We start from the raw sequence: 16,954 nt of genomic DNA, 5'->3' as shown, positions 1-16,954 counted from the left end.
AACCCATCTATATGTCCGCCCACTTCGACGGCAACGCCTCGAAGCGCAGCGCGCCCTTCGTCTATCGGTTAGGACATCTGCCTTTCACGCAGAAAAGAGGGGTTCGACTCCCCTAGGGCGCGCCACTCCAACTCACCTTTCAAAAAGCCTTAAATTTTAAAGAATTGAGAGTAACGTGGTTTGGGTATGTCCACCACGCAGCGACCAATGTGTCCCCCCAAAAATGGTCTCTATCGAACCTGCATGTAGACACAGCAGGCTGTAATTCAAAACCCGATCATCTTAGCGCCAGCGAACATCCGAGATCGGGCGAAAAGCAGACTTTAACACGGCTGCGCTTAGAGACGGCTCTTGCTCAAAACAGTCCTTGAAGAGACATGAGCAGACTTCCAGGTGTCCGCCAAAGGGCTGACCCGCAGCCCAATCCTCTCCTATTCGTAGCGGAGTGCCTCGATGGGATCCAGCAGCGCGGCTTTGTGGGCAGGATAGAACCCGAAGAACACTCCAATGGCCCCGGAAAAGGCAAATCCAAGTGCAATCGAGGCTGGACTCACCCAAATTGGCCATCCCGCCAAATTGCCAATTCCAACCGCCACGAGCGCGCCCACACCCACTCCGAGCACGCCGCCCAACAAGCACAGCATGGTAGCCTCGACCAGAAATTGGTTCCGGATATCGCGTCGGCGCGCGCCAAGTGCCTGACGCAGGCCAATCTCGTGGGTCCGTTCGGTGACCGAGACCAGCATGATGTTCATGATGCTGATCCCACCAACCACCAGCGAAACTGACGCAATCGCAGCCAACAGAAAGGTGAGGGACCGGGTCGCCGCCGCACGAGCCTCCATGGTTTCCGAGGGTTTGCGGATCTGGAAATCGTCCGGCGCTCCGGCGGCCAGCCTGTGCCGCTGCCGCAGCAATCGGCGGATCTGCTCTTGCGCCGAGACGATCGCCTCATCCGAGACAACCTTCACCATGACGAAGTCGACTGCATTCCGGCTTACCTTATTGCTTCCGAGCACACGGAGCTTGGCGGTAGACAACGGGACCAGCACAACATCATCCTGATCGCGGCCGTTGCCGGCATTCTGTCCCTTTCGGCCTAGGACGCCGACAATGGTGAATGGCACATTGGCAATCCGAACCAACTGCCCGAGCGGCTCCTCGTCCTCAAACAGCTTGTCGACGACAGTCGCTCCGAGCAGGACCACCTTAGCGGCGGTATCGACCTCATCCAGAGTAAAGCCGCGTCCCGTCTCGACCCGCCAGTCGCGCGCGACCAGATAGGCCGGTGTGATTCCGCCAGCGAGGGTGGACCAGTTGGCGTTGCCCTGCACGACTTGGACAGTTCCCGAGATCGTCGGGGCCGCAACCACGACACCCGGTACCTCCTCAGCAATCGCGGCGGCATCCGCCTCGCTCAAGGTTTGGCGCGAGCCTGTCCCAAGGCGGACGCCGCCCTGGTTCAAGGAGCCGGGCTGGATCGTGAGGAGATTGGCGCCGAGGGAGCGGATCTGCTCGTCGATCTGATTTTGAGCTCCGGTCCCAACGGCCACCATCGTGATCAGGGCGGCCACGCCAATGATGATGCCGAGCATGGTCAACATGCTGCGCAGGAGATTGGCCCAGACGGCACGCCAAGCAATGCGAATGGTTTCGACCATGCTCATGATGCTGTCGTCTCTGGGCAGGCGATCGCTTGCGGAATCATGCTCATGGCGCCACGATCGATGGCAGCGGGGAGGTCGCTGACAATACGGCCGTCCTGCATGCGCACGATACGCTGGGCATAGGCGGCGACCGCAGGATCGTGGGTCACGAGAACGATGGTTCGCCCTGCTCGATTCATATCCTGGAGCAGGGCCATGATCTCGCGGCCCGTGGCCGTGTCCAGGGCACCCGTAGGCTCATCCGCCAGGATCAGGCGAGGTCCCGCCGCGAGCACTCTTGCAATTGCGACCCTCTGCTGTTCCCCGCCCGACAACTGACCGGGCCAGTGGTGCTGACGCTCGCCGAGACCGATCTGCGTGAGCGCCGTCTCTGCCCGCCGGCGCCGTTCGGTCCTCGGGATGCCGGCATAGGTCATGGCCAGCTCCACGTTCTCAATAGCCGTGTTGCGACCGAGGAGATTGAAGGCTTGGAAGATGAAGCCGATCCCTTGGGCACGAATTTGTGCGCGGTTGTCTGGGCACAAGTCTGCGACTGCGCGCCCTGCGAGGCGGTAACCGCCGGCAGTGGGGCGGTCCAGCAGGCCGAGCAGGTGCAACAGGCTCGACTTACCGGAGCCGGACGGCCCCATGATGGCAACGAACTCGCCCGCTTCGATGGTGAGAGTGACGCCTCGCAGGGCCGGCACGATGGCGTCGCCGAGCCTGTGGTCCTTGCGAAGAGCAGTGGCCTGGATCAGTGGCGGGGCCATAGGGCGCCTCCCAGGCGGCCGAGCAGCGAACCTTCGTTGGGAGCTGCTGCGATGCCGACGATCACCTGCTGCTCCGGGTACAGCGGTCCATCGACGATTTCGGTGGCGCCGGCGTTGCTCCGTCCGGTCCTGACCGGGATCTTGGCCGGAAGGCTACCATTCAGCACCCACACGGCGGCAGCCCCTCCATCGGCCGCCAGGGCAGCGCCCGGCGATTCCTCACCTGGGGGACGGAAGCGCAGGGCTGCATTCGGGATGCGCAGCACGTCCCTGGCCTGTTCGGTGGTGATCTGCGCCAGGGCCGTCATACCCGGAAGCAGCGTCAGGTCGGAGTTCGAAGCCGATAGCACCACCGTGTAGGTGACCACGTTCTGAATCACGCTCGGTGCCTTGCGAATCTGGACAACCTTGGCGTCAAAGAGCCGGCCAGGGCTGGCGTCGACGGTGAAGGCGGCGGTCTGTCCGGGCCAGATGCGGGTGATGTCGGCCTCGTCGACCCTGGCATGGACTTCCATCTGGCGTAGATCCTGCGCAATGACGAACAGGGTTGGGGCGGACAGACTGGCAGCAACGATCTGACCCCGGTCGACATCCTTGCCGATGACCTCTCCGTCGGCCGGAGCGCGGATGACGGTATTCGCTAGGTCGGCCCGGGCTTGGTCGAGTACAGCTTCCTGCTGCCTGAGCAGGGCCTCGGCGAAGACCAGTTGAGAGGCCGCGGACCTTTGGTCGACCATCGCTGCCACGAGAGTGGACTCAGCCCCGGCGCGCTCGGCCTCGGCGGCCTGCAGCGCGGCCTCGGCCGCCTGAACAGCAGCGAGGGCGTTATCGCCCGCGGCCTGCGACATCGTCGAGCGCTCGACAAGAGTCTGTTTGCGCGTGAAGTCGCGGCGGGCGTTCTCCGCCCGAGCCCGGGCTCCCTGGGCATTGGCGTTGGCGACCTGGAGGGCCGAGCGGACACGGAGGAGACCTGCTGCCATGCGGTCGGTACCGGCCTTGGCCAAAGCGATGCGTGCGCGGGCGCTCTCGAGGCCGGCCTGGGCCTGCCGTGCCCGAGCCTCGAAGGCCGTAGGGTCGAGACGCGCCATGGGCTGGCCTCTCGTAACGCGATCATTGAAATCGACCAGCACCTCGGCGATCTGGCCGGAGAGTTGCGAACTCACCTTGACGGTTCCGACAGCATTAAGGCTGCCGGTCGCTGACAGGGTGGTGCGGATATCACCCCGGTCGACCGGGGCGGTGATGTACCGCGGGGCAGGCGTTTGAGACGCGCCAAAGATAACACTCGGCGGCACCGGGATACTGGTGGAGGCGATGGTCGTTCCCAAGGCCAAGATCCAATAGCGGCGTTTCATGGTTATGCCTTACATACTCTCAGTGCCACGGATTGTGCCGGCCCATGAGGATCGACCGGGGATAGACATCCCCGGCAGACGAGAGGCATGCGCAATCCGCAGAAGTCTAAGGCGCTATGGCACGATACCCTGATCCAGCAGATCGCACTCGATGGGCTCGCCTGTCCCGCCCATCAGTGTTCCTGTCACGGGATCGGCGATTGTCGAGAAGAACTCGCCGTTGTTAGTGGCATGCTGACCGTTGCCGCCGTCGCCCGGCGCGGTGTTGTGGGGAAAGCCGGCCGAGACATTGCCGACCCCAGCGCGTCCGGCGTTGTCACCCGATGCTTTGAGATCGGTCTGGTGAATGCCAAACACACTGGTCGTGCTGTTGAAGCCACCATTGATGTCGGCCCCCGTTTGGGACCGCGCATGCATGCCCATCCCTCCGCCATTCATGGTCGAAGCGTCGTAGTTGGGGCTGTCAAATTGTGCGAGGCCGGAGGCTACTTGGCCCCAGCACTGATTGTTTTGTCCCGTCACTGCGGGATCCTGTGTCTTGCCTGCCGCCATTGCTCCCGTTGCGGCCAGAAGAAGTGTAGCTGTGCACAGGCCAGTGCACAGGAAATTAGGTTTCCTGGTCATGATGATCCCACCGATTATCTGTGATGATGTCGCGATATTTTTAGGCTGCGTACGTTGGCTGAGGCCGCCAACAAGTGTTATTGCGCAGCATGCCATTAAAACCTGATGGCATGTCATCATTGGTAGGCTAGTGCTTTACAAGTTGGTTACTATTGAAACCAGCATACTTTGCACAGGACTCACGATATCGTGATGAGACAGTAAAATACCTTATTTATAGGCAAGTCAACACTATGGCTAACGGCTTTAGGAGTACTAATTGCTGATGTTGTTCCATAAGAGCCGCAAAATGGATTACTCCGCTATATCTATGGGACACGCACCACTGTCTTGATGATTGTAAAGTATAGCTTTTTTGGTGCCTTCCCTGGCGCCAAGGACAAATTGGATTACTCTCCCTGAATGAAGCGTTGGCCGAAACTGTTGGAATATGCGGACGGGGTGGGAGTGTGGGCCCTCGGTATGCGATATCGGAGATGGCTCCCGAAGGGACCAATGTGTTGTCATTTGCCCCGTCAACCATGCGATCCTCGGCTAAGGCGACTTAGTGCCGGTGGAGCGCTGGCGTCTGCTCGGCCCGATGGCAGCGATGAACAGTGCTCTCCCGTTCGTCTAATCGAATGCGATCATCTTCGCGGTTTCGAGGTAGGTAAGGGGGATCGCGATCAGCAGGGCGAGTTTGATTACACCGAAAGGCGCGAGATGCTGTCTTGACCAATATGAATGCCAGCGGCCGCTCCTGGCACTACTCCAAAGTAGGCCGAATATCCGCGCTGGCTCCGAAAGCAGACCGAAATTGGACGGCTCAACTGCCCGCCCGCTCGATCATCGGACAACAAGGGATACATCTGAAGGCCCGCCCTCAGGACACTGGACCGGCGCCAGCGGATCGACCCCGGATCGGCTTTCCGAGAAGACGTGCTATCCGGAGGCAGGCTCATGGAAGGCTGCGCCGGGCCGATCCTGTGCCGCCTGGGCAGTCAGAAGATGAAGAACCTGGCGCGGGATGAATGGATATTCCCACGGATTGCCCACGACACGTGGACATCATGGCAATCTGCGCTCTGCTGTCCATGGCAGGGCACGCGCAGGCGGTGAACGATATGGCGCGCTACTCCCTTCCTCGGGAGTTTCGCGGCTTGAGAGCGGATGCCGACGCAGGGCGGGCTCGGGTGCGTTCCGGTGCGGCTCGGGGCTGTGTGACGCGAAAGCTCGGCTTTAAGCCGGGTTGCCCTTGATCTTCGTCACCATTTCCCAATTGTCGCCGGCTGCGATCAAGCAGGCTTTGCCATCCGGCATCGTCATGACCATCGACCAGGTTCCGGCCTGCGAGGCGAAGACCTCCAGCACCTGACCGGGCTGAGCAAGGCCGATGCCGACGGGATCTTCCTTGTATTGATCTGCAAGCAGTTTGACGAGCTCGTGACGGGGTCCGCACGAAGCCTGGGCCAAGGCTTCAGCCGGACGGACGAGAAGCGAACAACCGAGTACGCACAGCACGGCAAGGGATCTGTGGATCATGGCGCTTCCTAAGCGGTTTTCCCGCATGAACCCTTGGCGTGTCCTTCAACGCGCAAGGCTTCTAAAAAGCTCCATGCCGCCCGTCGCACCAGGTTGTGCTGCATAACTGGGCATGGTCACCAAGATTCCGGTGTCCAAGGTCAGGCTCGTGGCGCTACAGTGAACCTGCCGAAGCCAAGGGCGTTTTCTAACCGCCTCCCCATTCCCGAGCGTTCTGCCATGCCGCGCTTTTTCTTCAACATCCGTGACGGTTACGATGTGGACGAGGATGACGAAGGCATTGAGCTGCCCGATCTCGAAGCCGCCCGTGCCGAAGCCATCGCAACAGTCGAGGAACTGCGTGACGAACTGAGCGACGCAGGGAATATCGAACTCGAAATCGTGGACGAGACCGGCCGCCGCCTCCTGACGGTTCCGTTTTTCCGCGGCGGGCGTGGCGGGAAGCGCCGCTAGAGCATCCAATGCAAAAATGGGAACCGGTTTTGCGGTGAAAGACGCGTAGAACCAAGGGCCTCGCATCGGCCATGAGTTCGACGGCACGTCCGATGCGTGAGGCAATGACCTGCATCGGAAAGCCCGGCGCATGCCGGACTTTGCCGCGAACGTCGTGCGCTCAGCACTCGGTGGTCTTCTTTGTCGTGGTATCGCCGAATTCGTCGGTTTTCTGCTTGGTCTCAGTCGTGCAGCCCACGGCGGAATCGGTTGTCACCGTCGTAGAGGACGTGGTGCTCGGCTCGCGCTTTTGCTCGATGGTCGTCTTGCTGCCGAGGAGGCCTTCCTCTTTCTTGATCGTGGTCGTTGTGTCTTGAGCGAACGCCGCCGTGCTCAGGACAGAGGCTGCGAGGACAAGTGCCAGCTTCGTCATGATAGGAACTCCTGTATAAGCCTTTGCCGTGAGAACGCGGACCGTAACGTGGCGGTTCCTGGAAAGGGCCCCAGGACCTCAAACTGAGCGGAGCTGCCTCCAGGCGCTCGCAAAGGCGCGTGCGTTTCGGGCAATCTCCCCGACGGTCATCGCAGGGGTGAACAGGGCGGAGCCGAGACCGAAGCCGTTGGCGCCCGCATCCACATAGGGCTTCATGGTGTCAGGCTTGATGCCGCCGACGGGCAGCACGATCGCCTCCTTCGGCAGCACGGCTCGCCAAGCCTTCACGACGGCCGGTGGGATGCTCTCGGCCGGAAAGATCTTGATCGCGTCTGCGCCCGCCTTCAGGGCAGCGAAAGCCTCGGTCGGAGTCGCGACGCCGGGCGTGCATATCATGCGGTGTTCCTTGGCTCGGCGGATCACCTCGAGGTCGGCGTGCGGCATGACGATGAGCTTGCCGCCGACGTCGCGGACGCCGTCGACCTGCTCAGCCTCGAGCACGGTTCCCGCGCCGACGAGAACGTCGCCGGGCAGGCGCTTGGCCAGGGTTTCGATGCTCCGGAAGGGGTCCGGCGAGTTCAGTGGAACCTCGATGATGCGAAAGCCGGCCTCGACCAAGGCCAAGCCGATCGTCTCGGCGGTCTCAGGCCGCAATCCACGAAGAATGGCGACTAACGGAAGATCGGTCAGGTAGCCCCGCAGCAAGGCAGCACCTCTCGTGAAGGATGGGGTATCGGCTTTCGCTTAACGCGGAAGTCGGACGAGTTTTCCAGCAGGATCGTCGCTTCGGCCTGCTCCGGTCACAGCCCGCTTGGACCCTCCGGCCCGCAGCGGCACGGACAGATCTTCTAAAGACGATTCCATGCCCGTGGAACAGCTCTCTTCTTCTTGGGTGGAGAACCGGACCCACTTTGCCGAAAGAACGCCCTCTGTGCGCGAATGAGGCGGTCGTGCAACGGCGCTGATCGGCGGCTGCGAAAACCAGACACCGCCTTGGGAGCCGTGTCATTGGCGATGCGGTGACTGGTCTTCGTCTCCGGGCCCGAGAAGGCGCGATGGGTCGCCACCGGCTTCCAAGGCATCGGCTGCTTCGGTCCGCGCGTGGGAATTCCAGGCGTCGAAGATTTCGGAATCCTGGACCACCTTGGGGGGAATATAGACCGGCGGAGGGACGCCCCAGTGAAATCCCGCTCGGGGACGAGGGAGAGAGGGTTCAAGGAAGTCGCGATACTCGTTGCTGCGCTGCGAGACATAAGGAAGCGTCGCTTTTGGAGCGGGATGGCAATAGGCGATATGGCTCACGACGCTGCCGATGGTGTCACGTCCCCCGGTGGAGTGCTCGATGAACCAATCTTCAAGAGCCAGGCCAGTGTAATGCTCCTCGATGCCCGAGAAAAACTGCATGAGCTGCAGGGAATCGAATCGCAGGTCTCGGGTCAGCGACATGCCCATGTCGATTTGCGACACGCGGCCTTCGCTGATCCATCTGCACAGGTCCAAAACTCGACGAGCAATGTCCGCCTCCGGAAAGTAGGTCATGGTTTCCCTCTAAAGCGGATGACGCTGAGATAACCAAAATAAAGACACTACGCTCTTTTGTGATATGTTATAGCAAATGGAACGATCTCTTGCAAGCACCGCTTGGGAATTGCAGAGCAAGATCGAGGCTTCAGTAAGCTGATCTCGCTCGACGATGTCAGGATTTTTCTCCTATAATGCCGGCGCTGACGAGTGTCGGTCGCATCAAAGCGAAATGCTCCCCTAGGACGGGGCACGGCGCAGGCATTGTTGCGCCGTGCGCGATATCTGCGTCCGGTCATCCGCCGTCGTGGTGCCGTTGAGCATCTTTCGCCAAAGCTCGCTCTTGCGGAGCGTATCGGCGGTGCAGGCGCAGACGGAGCTGCAGGTGGCCGGTTCGGCATTCTGCATGAGGCATGTCGCGACACAGTCGTCCATGAAGGGCTTGGCCTCGGCTCTCGGATCGGGCCCCGTGATCTGAAGCACGCCGTAGAGAAGGGCGAGCAGCACGAGTTGGTGGGTCAGGTAGATCGGCAGGCTCTTTCGTCCTGCCCACAGGAGTATCCTGGCCAGAGTGTTTCGCGCCTGCCAGCGTGCCAAACGTGCGGTTCCCGTCTGCGGCAGCAGCATCTTGCCGAGGGCGACCCCGATCAGAACCATGCCGAACCATGGAAAGAGGGGCACGTAGTCGTTCGTCCGCGGATCGCTGGAGCCGAGACCCAGCCAGTCCAGATAAGGCGCATCGAGGGAAGGGTTCGTGAACAGCATGGGGCCTGCGAGGAAGAAGAGCGCTGCAAGCAGGGTGAGGGCAGGGGGCAGCCGCAGGAAGGGGAGAGCCAGCACGCTCGATGCGGCGATGCAGTGGAGGATGCCGAAGAAGATGTAGCTGTCTGGAAACGCGAAGAACGTGACGAGGGTCACGGCCAGGGCTGCGCCTGCGACCTTCGCGAGACGCCTCAGGAAAGGCAAGCGGCGAAAACCCCGGACATGGGCGAGTGCGAGGCCGATTCCGGCCAGCAGCAGGAACGAGCCCGCGATGCCGCGCGCGAACCACCGCCATGCGGGGACCTGAAGAATGTTCGTCGCGATGAGTTGCAGGAAACTGAGGTCCCAGCTGAAATGATAGACGATCATGGCGGCGATCGCGACGCCGCGTGCCACGTCGATGACGTCCCATCGCTGAGAGACGCCGAGATGAAGGGGTCCGGTCGCCGGGGCCTCGGAAGGGTTGTTCCGGACAGGGCTGGCTTGGGAGATATCGTCATTCACGCGAGGCTGATCCCGTCATTCGAGAGGTGCTTCTATCCTTGCCGCAGCAGCTTATATCAGTGACATGACCGAGAACCTCGCCGCGTCAATCGGCGCATTGCAGGAAATGATTCAAGAAGCCCGCATCGTCGCCGGTTTCACGGGCGCGGGCATCTCGACCGAGAGCGGTGTTCCGGATTTTCGCTCCGCCGACAGTCCGTGGATGCGAAACAAGCCGATCCCTTTCCAGCACTTCGTGCAGAGCGCCGACGCGCGGCGGGAGGCGTGGCGGCGCAAGTTCGTCATGGACGACCTCTACCGGGATGCGAGACCCAGCCGGGGGCATCACGGCATAGCGTCCCTCGTCGGGTCGGGCCGGATGCCGGCCGTGATCACGCAGAACATCGACGGGCTGCATCAAGCCTCCGGACTATCCGGGGAGCAGGTCATCGAACTTCATGGGAACGGAACCTATGCCACATGCCTGTCCTGCGGGCGCCGGCACGAACTCGACTGGATCAGACGGCACTTCGAGGCGACCGGGGATCCGCCCGATTGTGTCGATTGCGGCGGCGTCCTGAAATCCGCCACCATCTCCTTCGGCCAAGCCATGCCGGAGGGGCCCATGCGCCGGGCGCAGAAGCTCATGGCGAGCTGCGATCTTTGCCTTGTGGTGGGGTCGTCCCTGGTGGTTTATCCGGCGGCCGCTTTTCCGGCCTTCGCCAAGGAAAACGGAGCGCGGCTGGTGATCGTCAACCGGGAGCCGACGCCGCTCGATTCCATGGCAGATCTGGTGATTCATGCGGAAATCGGATCCGTGCTGTCGGCATTTGTCCCGTGATTTCAATGCTGTCGCCGAGTGCCGAAAATTTCATCGCGATTTAAGTCACGTTTCCGGCTTCCCCTGATTCAGGACGATGTTATCTTGATTTTAAGAATCGGGTTTTTTGATTCGAGTGCGGGTTCATTCATGACTGGCGATTTCGGCTCTAACTCCTTCAATCTTCGAGAGGAAAGATCCTCTTTGGATCAAGGTCACCGGGAGGTCGCGCAGACTCCCGGAGAGGAGAACTCCCTCGAACTCATCCAGGTCAGCGGCCGGATCAAGTGGTTCGACGTCGCCAAAGGATTCGGTTTCATCGTGCCCGACAACGGCATGCCCGACGTTCTCCTGCACGTGACCTGCCTCCGGCGCGACGGCTACCAGGCGGCCAACGAGGGTGCCCGCATCGTCGTGGAGGCCGTCCAGCGTCCCCGGGGATTGCAGGCTTTCCGCATTCTTTCGCTCGATGAATCGACGGCTCTGCATCCATCCGAGCTGCCGCTGCCCCGCACCCATGTCCAGGTGGTGCCGACCAGCGGCCTGGAGCCTGCCGTCGTGAAGTGGTTCAACCGCCTTCGCGGCTTCGGCTTCCTCACCCAGGGCGACGGCAAGCCGGACATTTTCGTCCACATGGAGACCCTTCGCCGCTACGGCATCGCCGAACTGAAGCCCGGCGAGCGGGTCTTCGTGCGCTTTGGCGACGGGTCGAAGGGCCTCATGGCCGCCGAAGTCCGTCTCGCTGAGATGGCCTTGCCGCATTCCCACTGACGGGCTCCGTTCGTGTTCCAGCGTCTCTCCCCGGTGCTCCCGGCTCTCGGCCTTGTGCTCTCCCTCGCGGGCGCCGCCTATGCTCAAGCTCTCGAGGCTTTGACGATCGTGACACAGGGAGGTCAGAGGCACAGCTTTCAGGTCGAGGTCGCCCGCAACGATGCGGATCGGGCCCAGGGGCTGATGTTCCGCCGCGCTATGGCCCAGGATCGGGGCATGCTGTTCGATTTCGGCCGGGTCGAGCCGGTCTCCATGTGGATGCAGAACACGTATCTGCCCCTCGACATGCTGTTCATCCGTCAGGACGGCACCATCGCACGCATTGCAGCCAATGCGGAGCCTCTGTCGACCCGCACGATCCCCTCCGGCGAACCCGTTCTCGCCGTTCTCGAGCTGAATGGCGGCGCAGCCGGCAAGCTCGGGATCAAGCCCGGGGACAGAATTGAACACCCGCTGTTCAAACGTTAGACACCGCGCAAACGGACTTGGAGGAACCGGGCCAGGATGAGAGGCTGTAGGCTCGCGCCGTCGACAGAATCGACTGATCCCAAAAGGGCAAATCCACTTTTCACGTCCATTTCTGGAGGGACAGACTCCATCCGGAATGCCCGGACCGGTTCGCTCATCAACGGGTGATTTCGCCCGCCGTTCGTCGCTGCTTCCGGAGTGACCCAGAGCCTTTTGCGGCGAAGTGGATCCGGGTTGCCTTTCAAAAATGCAGCACACCGAAAACGAGAGATGATTCCCCTTGCGTGGAATCCTCTCCCGGCAGGGTTCAGAATTCGCTTGAGGCGGCCGGTTTCATGTGCCGCGTCTCAGCCTGACGCTGAGAGGCTGCTCGCGCAGACTCTCGCAATTCTGCCGAAGGCGAAAGCTGGATACTTTTTGGGATGTCGTGGACCTCTGCTGGCAGCGTCGTCTTCGCCTGAACCATGGCGGGAGTAAGAAACTTAGTGGTGATACTGATTGCACAGCCGACCACGAGCCCAAGCGCGACGATGCACGGCAACTGACCCCAGTCGCGCGTCTTTTTACTTTGATGCCTCATTTTTGCCCCTATTTTTAGAGGGGGTCTAGCATCGATTGTCGGACAAGGAAAAGATTTCTCTACGCTCTCCCCCAGCAACTCGCCTTAAGATGCCCAACGGAATAACAACATTGCTCGATGCGCATCGATGGTCCTGGTGCCCTCTGTTCAGAAGATGAGAGGCTGGAGAACTCGAAGATGCCGTAGAGGAATATGATTCTGGCGCTGGATTGTTTCCATTGATGAAACCGCGTTCCATGCAGCCCATGCGGGGATTTACATCTTTGCAGCCTACATCCTGTTGTGGCTCCAGCCGGTCCGTCGCGGCTCCTCTCTGGCTGAGGCTCTCAAGGCTTTCGTGAGGGCGCCAGGCTCGTCACGGCCTATTTCCCATCGTTATTGCCTCCCGGGCCGAAACCTTGTGCTTGCGTAGGGGTTCTCAAAACGATAGACAAACCAAGCCGTTGAGAGACTCGGGGTGTAGCGCAGTCTGGTAGCGCATCTGCTTTGGGAGCAGAGGGTCGCGGGTTCAAATCCTGCCGCCCCGACCATTCTCACCGGCTCACGTCTTGGAGAGAGTGCAAAGACCGATGCCTGCCCGGATTTACAAACCCGCCAAATCCGCAACGCAGTCCGGCTTGGCCCGGACGAAGCAATGGTTGCTCGTCTTCGAGCAGGACAAGCCTCGCGAGATCGAGCCCCTCATGGGCTGGACCAGCTCAGGCGATACCCGCCAGCAGCTGCGCCTATGGTTTGACTCCAAGGAGGAGGCGATGGCCTATGCCGAGCGCGAGGGCATCGCCTACCGGGTCGAGGAGCCGCACGAGGTGAAGCGGCGCACGATTTCCTATTCCGACAACTTCAAGTTCAATCGCGTCGGCCCCTGGACCCATTGAGGTCCAGGCCTGCGGACCGACGGCCCCTTAGCTCAGCTGGATAGAGCAACTGCCTTCTAAGCAGTAGGTCGCAGGTTCGAGCCCTGCAGGGGTCGCCAACTGTTTCAACGGCTTAGCGCCCGATTGTTAGTTCCATTCAGACAAGCCGGCAGTTGTCATCCAGACAAGTGTGCTGCTTTCGCCCGCGCTGAACGCCGCTTTTTCGTCGCCTTGATGATCTGCTTCTAAGTCCGCTTCACATAGGTCGGCAAGATCCTTGCCGACTTGTGGCGGGAGATCGCGCGCATCTGAGCGTCGGCCAGGTCAGCGTCGCCCATCTCGGTGAGCCCGCCATGCCGGAATGATGTGAGGCTCAGTTCATCCCGCAGGCCGGCGAGCCGGATCATCCGCTTGGCTTCGTGGCCCATGTAGGAGAGGTCCCGGAGGCTATGACCCATGGCACCGGGATATTGGCCGTTTCGTCGACCCAGTCACGGACCAGCATCGCGGAGCGGGACTGAGACCAACAGGGGCGAGGCTGCCCGGAGAGTGATTGAGGCCTACCGGCACTATCTCTCGACGCGGCCGAAGCAGTATCCACAATGATGCTAGGAGGGTTGGTCAGGGAGGCTCGTCCTATCCGTGACCTTGTCAGACCCCATGAAGCCGACGGGGCCGAGAGATGAGGAAGGAATATGCCTGCCTCAAGGTTCCAGGCTGGGAGACGTGGCCCAAAAAAGCAGCAATGCCAGACGAGCTGTGCTCGCCGAACCAGAACCATCTGGTGCAGCACCGAATTTACCTAGTGCAGCATAGCTGATCCATGCTCAGGCATAATGATCGCTGTCTTTCTTTGGAGAGATCAACCAGGGCCTGTGGAGCACTCCGTGTGAGCCCGCCATGTGGTGATTTTCCCGGTCGCCGCTTGTGCAAACCTGAATTTGCTTGCCACATCCCCGGAGTACTTTGAACAGCAGTATACGTTCTCCTTGCGTGACGGGTGGAAATAAGAAAAGGCACATTACCGGTAGGAGCCGGACACGTCTCGGCCGCGATTGCTCGGGTAGGTCGTGACAAGCTCCCGCCCATTGAACTGTATCCGAGCTCCTTCTACCGTGCCAAAAAACGGCTTAGGTGCCGACTGAGCGTAAGCACGGGCCATCGGCACGGACGATGCCACGACAAGAGTCAACGACACACAAAGATTAACGGCTTTCATAATTTCTTCCCTTTCTTCGTTCTCCTTATAGCCAAGCTAAATGGCGTCGCCGCCGCTTCCAATCAGTTCTTGAGAAGTAATTCTTGTGAATGCCTGGCGATCTCCGACCTCCATCCGAGCGCCGCCTAGAGCTGCACTGGACCGACCCGGAGCAAGGGACCCGCGCTTCTACTTCCTCATGATCGAGTGGAACCTGTTCGGAACCGTGCGTGCGTCTGGTGCGCAATTGGGGCTGGATCGGCACGACTCGGCAAATGTCCAGGTCGTTGCTTATGTAAGGGTGGAGGGATTGAACCCTATCCTGCTACGCTCATCGTGCTCTGACCTCCTGAAGCCGCTCCATGGTGGCCTTGATCTCCTCGGCCGCTGGAGGTGAAGCAGCAATATGATCGAGTGCGCAGCACAATCAAAACGGCCCAAGCCGATAGGCCAAGCCTGTTCATGCCTGGGCTCGTTCACCCTTTGATGGTCTTGGTTGAGTTGGCTCTTTGGGCTCCTCTTCGATCATCGTATGGCTTCCTATGTGGGATACCCAGACAAGCCGAAGGGATGCTGCGATGAACAGAATGGCGACTGGCTTCACGAGCATCTCCCAAGAAATGCGCGTCTCGACCTCCACCACGTCAGTGGCAAAGTCCACGACCAAGTAGACCAAGATAACCTCAATCAGCGTGATCTTGAGTTCACTGATCCCGCTCACTCTCATCCACTGAGGCAGCTTGGCCTTCGCTCTCTTGGGGAGGTCGAAGGCAAAGCCGAACATGATCGCATAGGCGAAGACGATCAGCACAAGTCCGAACAGGAACGCATCAGTAGCCTGCATCACCGCGGCGATCACCGTGAGGTCGCTGGTTACACTTGGAAGAAGGGCAAACCCCACGGCGTGAGCCAGCTTGATGCCACCAACTCCAAAGATCAGGAGCGCCCCAATGGCAGCGCCAGCGGCCGCAAGGAGAGTAATCCAGCGTAACGACAGAATGAAATGAAGCATCTGTTCACACGGCCAGCTTGGACCACAGGATGATCAACCTTGGTCCGCCAAGACAAGCCTAACAGAAGATTGTTCCGACGTGAATTGAAGTCCTCCGAGCGGAGGCCAGCCTACTTAGAGGGGGGCTCGGGGCGAGCGATGCGAATGACGTCACATACAAATCTTGCGTTACTCCCTCCCATCCAGAGCAACGGGAGAGGTGAGGGACGTGAGTGCGCTCCGTCGATTTCGCGGAACGCCGCTTACGCAACCATGACCTCACTGACTGGCCCTTAATCCTAGGATTGACGGGTTGTGGAAGGGATGTGTCCATAGACCAACAGTGCAAGCACAGGCCAAAAACGGGGGCAGCTATGGGGTTCGATTGGGAAGGCATTGCGACGGCTCATGCCATCGGAGACGCGCGGCGGGATTACGACCGCCTCCATGCGCAGGCCACAGTAATTATTCAGGATTGCAATGCCGAGATCCTAAAGCAGAACCAGATCATTGCTCAGAAGAATACGACAATCGCACAGCAGAATGAAGTGATCGCTAGCCTTCGGCAGGAGATCGATAACTTAAAGGCCAGGCTTGAAATTCAGATCTTGAACGCGATTGGGATCGGGGCTCAAACAGGAACGTTGAGGGCTGAATTGGCGGCTAGAGACCCAAACCACAGACTGTTTCAGCAAACAGGTAAGGTCTATCCAGATGGGCGGAAGCAAACGAACCTGAGCCTCATATATAACGAAGCCTTTGATACAGAGGCGGTAAAACGGGGACATCGAGATCCCCGCACGCTTCGCGTTGAAGCGGAATGACGGAGCAGGGGTTCGTTCTGCCTGATAGCATTTCGGACCTGCCGAACGTTTGCTTCCGCTTATGACAGCGCGCTTTTCGGATAATCCCCTTTATGGAACCGGATAGGGGTGTGATTGAGTCTAATCGGAAGACTTTCCGACCGCACATCCAGCGAAGGCAGTAGAGCGTCAGTCAAACCAGGCCCAGCGAGGCTCTCGGTGTGGTCGCGAATACTACTGAACTCTATGGCTGGATCGGGCAGAAGAAGAGGCACGGGGATGATGTCCTCTCCGGCCTCTCCGCGCCTGGTCCACCGCTATGGTCAGGAGCCGCCGCACCTCCAAGCCGACGAACTATAGTCAGGTCTGACGCTTCTTGCCTCAGGCCAATCGCTGTAGTCCGGGGTGGGCCATCCTTCCGCCTCCCGAGACGGTGCAACAGGTATCCCCCTGATGATAGCTCAACCAGACGGAAACATATGGGAAACTCATGATGGCGAACCATCCGGTAGCACCCTGATTTCCCATAGATTCCTTAATGCGCCCAACGACTTCTAAGCAGTAGGCCGCAGGTTCGAGCCCTGCAGGGGTCGCCGTTGATTGCTTCCTCTCTCAAGCGGCGCATCACTCATGCGGCCCTTCGGGTCTCGAACCCGACCCTCTGGGTCCGCACGATGCGCTAGGGCCGTTTGAGAGGCGTCGGAATCGGCGCCGAGTGCCGCGGCTTGGGTTCCTCGATGAGCCGGAACGACACCGGAGCGGACTTCCAGTCCGCCGGCAGCTGGAGGGGAACAGTGCAGGCGGTCTGCAGGGTCAGCCCTTCTCGGTTCCTGACCTCGAACACATAGCCGGGCCGTTCCAATCCAACACACTCGGTCCAGCGATCGAAAGCGATCCAGTCGCTCATGGTGCGATCCTCAGC

At 60.2% G+C, this 16,954-nt stretch carries 18 protein-coding genes and 3 tRNA genes; 9 read left to right on the top strand and 12 right to left on the bottom strand.

Annotated elements, in window-relative coordinates:
• Window positions 1-50 precede the first annotated feature (50 nt).
• Window positions 51-125: transfer RNA gene (locus E4K09_RS21640), tRNA-Glu, on the top strand.
• A gap of 306 nt (window positions 126-431) precedes the next feature.
• Here the strand turns inward: E4K09_RS21640 and E4K09_RS21635 are convergent.
• The 5 genes from E4K09_RS21635 to E4K09_RS21615 all read right to left on the bottom strand — a co-directional run bounded on the left by E4K09_RS21635 (window position 432) and on the right by E4K09_RS21615 (window position 5,916).
• Entirely contained in the window at window positions 432-1,667 is a 1,236-nt protein-coding gene (locus E4K09_RS21635; protein ID WP_134499763.1) for an ABC transporter permease, read from the bottom strand.
• Window positions 1,664-2,416 (bottom strand): ABC transporter ATP-binding protein, encoded by a 753-nt coding sequence (locus tag E4K09_RS21630; RefSeq protein ID WP_134499762.1) that lies wholly within the window; start codon window positions 2,414-2,416, stop codon window positions 1,664-1,666. Before E4K09_RS21630 ends, E4K09_RS21635 begins: the two co-directional genes overlap by 4 nt.
• Window positions 2,401-3,771 (bottom strand): efflux RND transporter periplasmic adaptor subunit, encoded by a 1,371-nt coding sequence (locus E4K09_RS21625; RefSeq protein ID WP_134499761.1) that lies wholly within the window; start codon window positions 3,769-3,771, stop codon window positions 2,401-2,403. Before E4K09_RS21625 ends, E4K09_RS21630 begins: the two co-directional genes overlap by 16 nt.
• Before the next feature lie 114 nt (window positions 3,772-3,885).
• Window positions 3,886-4,395 carry a hypothetical protein gene (locus tag E4K09_RS21620; RefSeq protein ID WP_166802433.1) on the bottom strand — a complete coding sequence of 170 codons (510 nt, stop codon included), beginning with the start codon at window positions 4,393-4,395 and terminating at the stop codon, window positions 3,886-3,888.
• Between the two features lie 1,218 nt (window positions 4,396-5,613).
• Window positions 5,614-5,916 (bottom strand): hypothetical protein, encoded by a 303-nt coding sequence (locus tag E4K09_RS21615; protein WP_134499759.1) that lies wholly within the window; start codon window positions 5,914-5,916, stop codon window positions 5,614-5,616.
• A 219-nt stretch (window positions 5,917-6,135) separates the two neighbouring features.
• Here E4K09_RS21615 and E4K09_RS21610 point away from each other — a divergent pair, with 219 nt between their 5' ends.
• On the top strand, window positions 6,136-6,369 hold the full coding sequence (locus E4K09_RS21610) for a DUF6894 family protein (protein WP_134499758.1): 234 nt from the start codon (window positions 6,136-6,138) through the stop codon (window positions 6,367-6,369).
• Window positions 6,370-6,529: 160 nt separating this feature from the next.
• Here E4K09_RS21610 and E4K09_RS21605 read toward each other — a convergent pair whose 3' ends face one another.
• The 4 genes from E4K09_RS21605 to E4K09_RS21590 all read right to left on the bottom strand — a co-directional run bounded on the left by E4K09_RS21605 (window position 6,530) and on the right by E4K09_RS21590 (window position 9,568).
• Window positions 6,530-6,781 (bottom strand): hypothetical protein, encoded by a 252-nt coding sequence (locus E4K09_RS21605; RefSeq protein WP_134499757.1) that lies wholly within the window; start codon window positions 6,779-6,781, stop codon window positions 6,530-6,532.
• Window positions 6,782-6,859: 78 nt separating this feature from the next.
• On the bottom strand, window positions 6,860-7,486 hold the full coding sequence (locus tag E4K09_RS21600) for a 2-dehydro-3-deoxy-6-phosphogalactonate aldolase (protein ID WP_134499756.1): 627 nt from the start codon (window positions 7,484-7,486) through the stop codon (window positions 6,860-6,862).
• A 300-nt stretch (window positions 7,487-7,786) separates the two neighbouring features.
• Complete coding sequence (locus E4K09_RS21595; protein WP_134499755.1) at window positions 7,787-8,320, bottom strand: acyl carrier protein; 534 nt, start codon at window positions 8,318-8,320, stop codon at window positions 7,787-7,789.
• A 222-nt stretch (window positions 8,321-8,542) separates the two neighbouring features.
• Window positions 8,543-9,568 carry an acetyltransferase domain-containing protein gene (locus E4K09_RS21590; protein ID WP_134499754.1) on the bottom strand — a complete coding sequence of 342 codons (1,026 nt, stop codon included), beginning with the start codon at window positions 9,566-9,568 and terminating at the stop codon, window positions 8,543-8,545.
• Between the two features lie 64 nt (window positions 9,569-9,632).
• On the opposite strand from E4K09_RS21590, the gene E4K09_RS21585 reads away from it, so the two are divergent.
• The 6 genes from E4K09_RS21585 (at window position 9,633) to E4K09_RS21560 (ending at window position 13,159) form a co-directional block, all read left to right on the top strand.
• Window positions 9,633-10,388 carry an SIR2 family NAD-dependent protein deacylase gene (locus E4K09_RS21585; protein ID WP_244610630.1) on the top strand — a complete coding sequence of 252 codons (756 nt, stop codon included), beginning with the start codon at window positions 9,633-9,635 and terminating at the stop codon, window positions 10,386-10,388.
• Window positions 10,389-10,517: 129 nt separating this feature from the next.
• Window positions 10,518-11,138, top strand: coding sequence for a cold-shock protein (locus E4K09_RS21580; RefSeq protein ID WP_244610629.1), 621 nt, complete (start codon window positions 10,518-10,520; stop codon window positions 11,136-11,138).
• Window positions 11,139-11,150: 12 nt separating this feature from the next.
• Window positions 11,151-11,606 (top strand): DUF192 domain-containing protein, encoded by a 456-nt coding sequence (locus tag E4K09_RS21575; RefSeq protein WP_134499752.1) that lies wholly within the window; start codon window positions 11,151-11,153, stop codon window positions 11,604-11,606.
• Window positions 11,607-12,639: 1,033 nt separating this feature from the next.
• Window positions 12,640-12,716 (top strand) — tRNA-Pro (locus E4K09_RS21570).
• 39 nt (window positions 12,717-12,755) lie between these two features.
• Complete coding sequence (locus tag E4K09_RS21565; protein ID WP_134499751.1) at window positions 12,756-13,061, top strand: ETC complex I subunit; 306 nt, start codon at window positions 12,756-12,758, stop codon at window positions 13,059-13,061.
• 21 nt (window positions 13,062-13,082) lie between these two features.
• A tRNA-Arg gene (locus tag E4K09_RS21560) sits at window positions 13,083-13,159 on the top strand.
• 126 nt (window positions 13,160-13,285) lie between these two features.
• Here the strand turns inward: E4K09_RS21560 and E4K09_RS21555 are convergent.
• Together E4K09_RS21555 and E4K09_RS21550 are read right to left on the bottom strand one after the other, a co-directional pair.
• Window positions 13,286-13,498 carry a site-specific integrase gene (locus E4K09_RS21555; RefSeq protein ID WP_134499750.1) on the bottom strand — a complete coding sequence of 71 codons (213 nt, stop codon included), beginning with the start codon at window positions 13,496-13,498 and terminating at the stop codon, window positions 13,286-13,288.
• Window positions 13,499-14,698: 1,200 nt separating this feature from the next.
• Window positions 14,699-15,250 (bottom strand): YqhA family protein, encoded by a 552-nt coding sequence (locus E4K09_RS21550; RefSeq protein ID WP_134499749.1) that lies wholly within the window; start codon window positions 15,248-15,250, stop codon window positions 14,699-14,701.
• A 353-nt stretch (window positions 15,251-15,603) separates the two neighbouring features.
• On the opposite strand from E4K09_RS21550, the gene E4K09_RS21545 reads away from it, so the two are divergent.
• Entirely contained in the window at window positions 15,604-16,053 is a 450-nt protein-coding gene (locus E4K09_RS21545; RefSeq protein ID WP_134499748.1) for a hypothetical protein, read from the top strand.
• Between the two features lie 658 nt (window positions 16,054-16,711).
• Here E4K09_RS21545 and E4K09_RS21540 read toward each other — a convergent pair.
• Window positions 16,712-16,939, bottom strand: coding sequence for a hypothetical protein (locus tag E4K09_RS21540; protein ID WP_134499747.1), 228 nt, complete (start codon window positions 16,937-16,939; stop codon window positions 16,712-16,714).
• Window positions 16,940-16,954: the final 15 nt, after the last annotated feature.

The organism is Microvirga pakistanensis (assembly GCF_004458765.1).
GTDB classification, from domain to species: domain Bacteria; phylum Pseudomonadota; class Alphaproteobacteria; order Rhizobiales; family Beijerinckiaceae; genus Microvirga; species Microvirga pakistanensis.
This window is presented reverse-complemented; position numbering and strand designations above follow the sequence as displayed.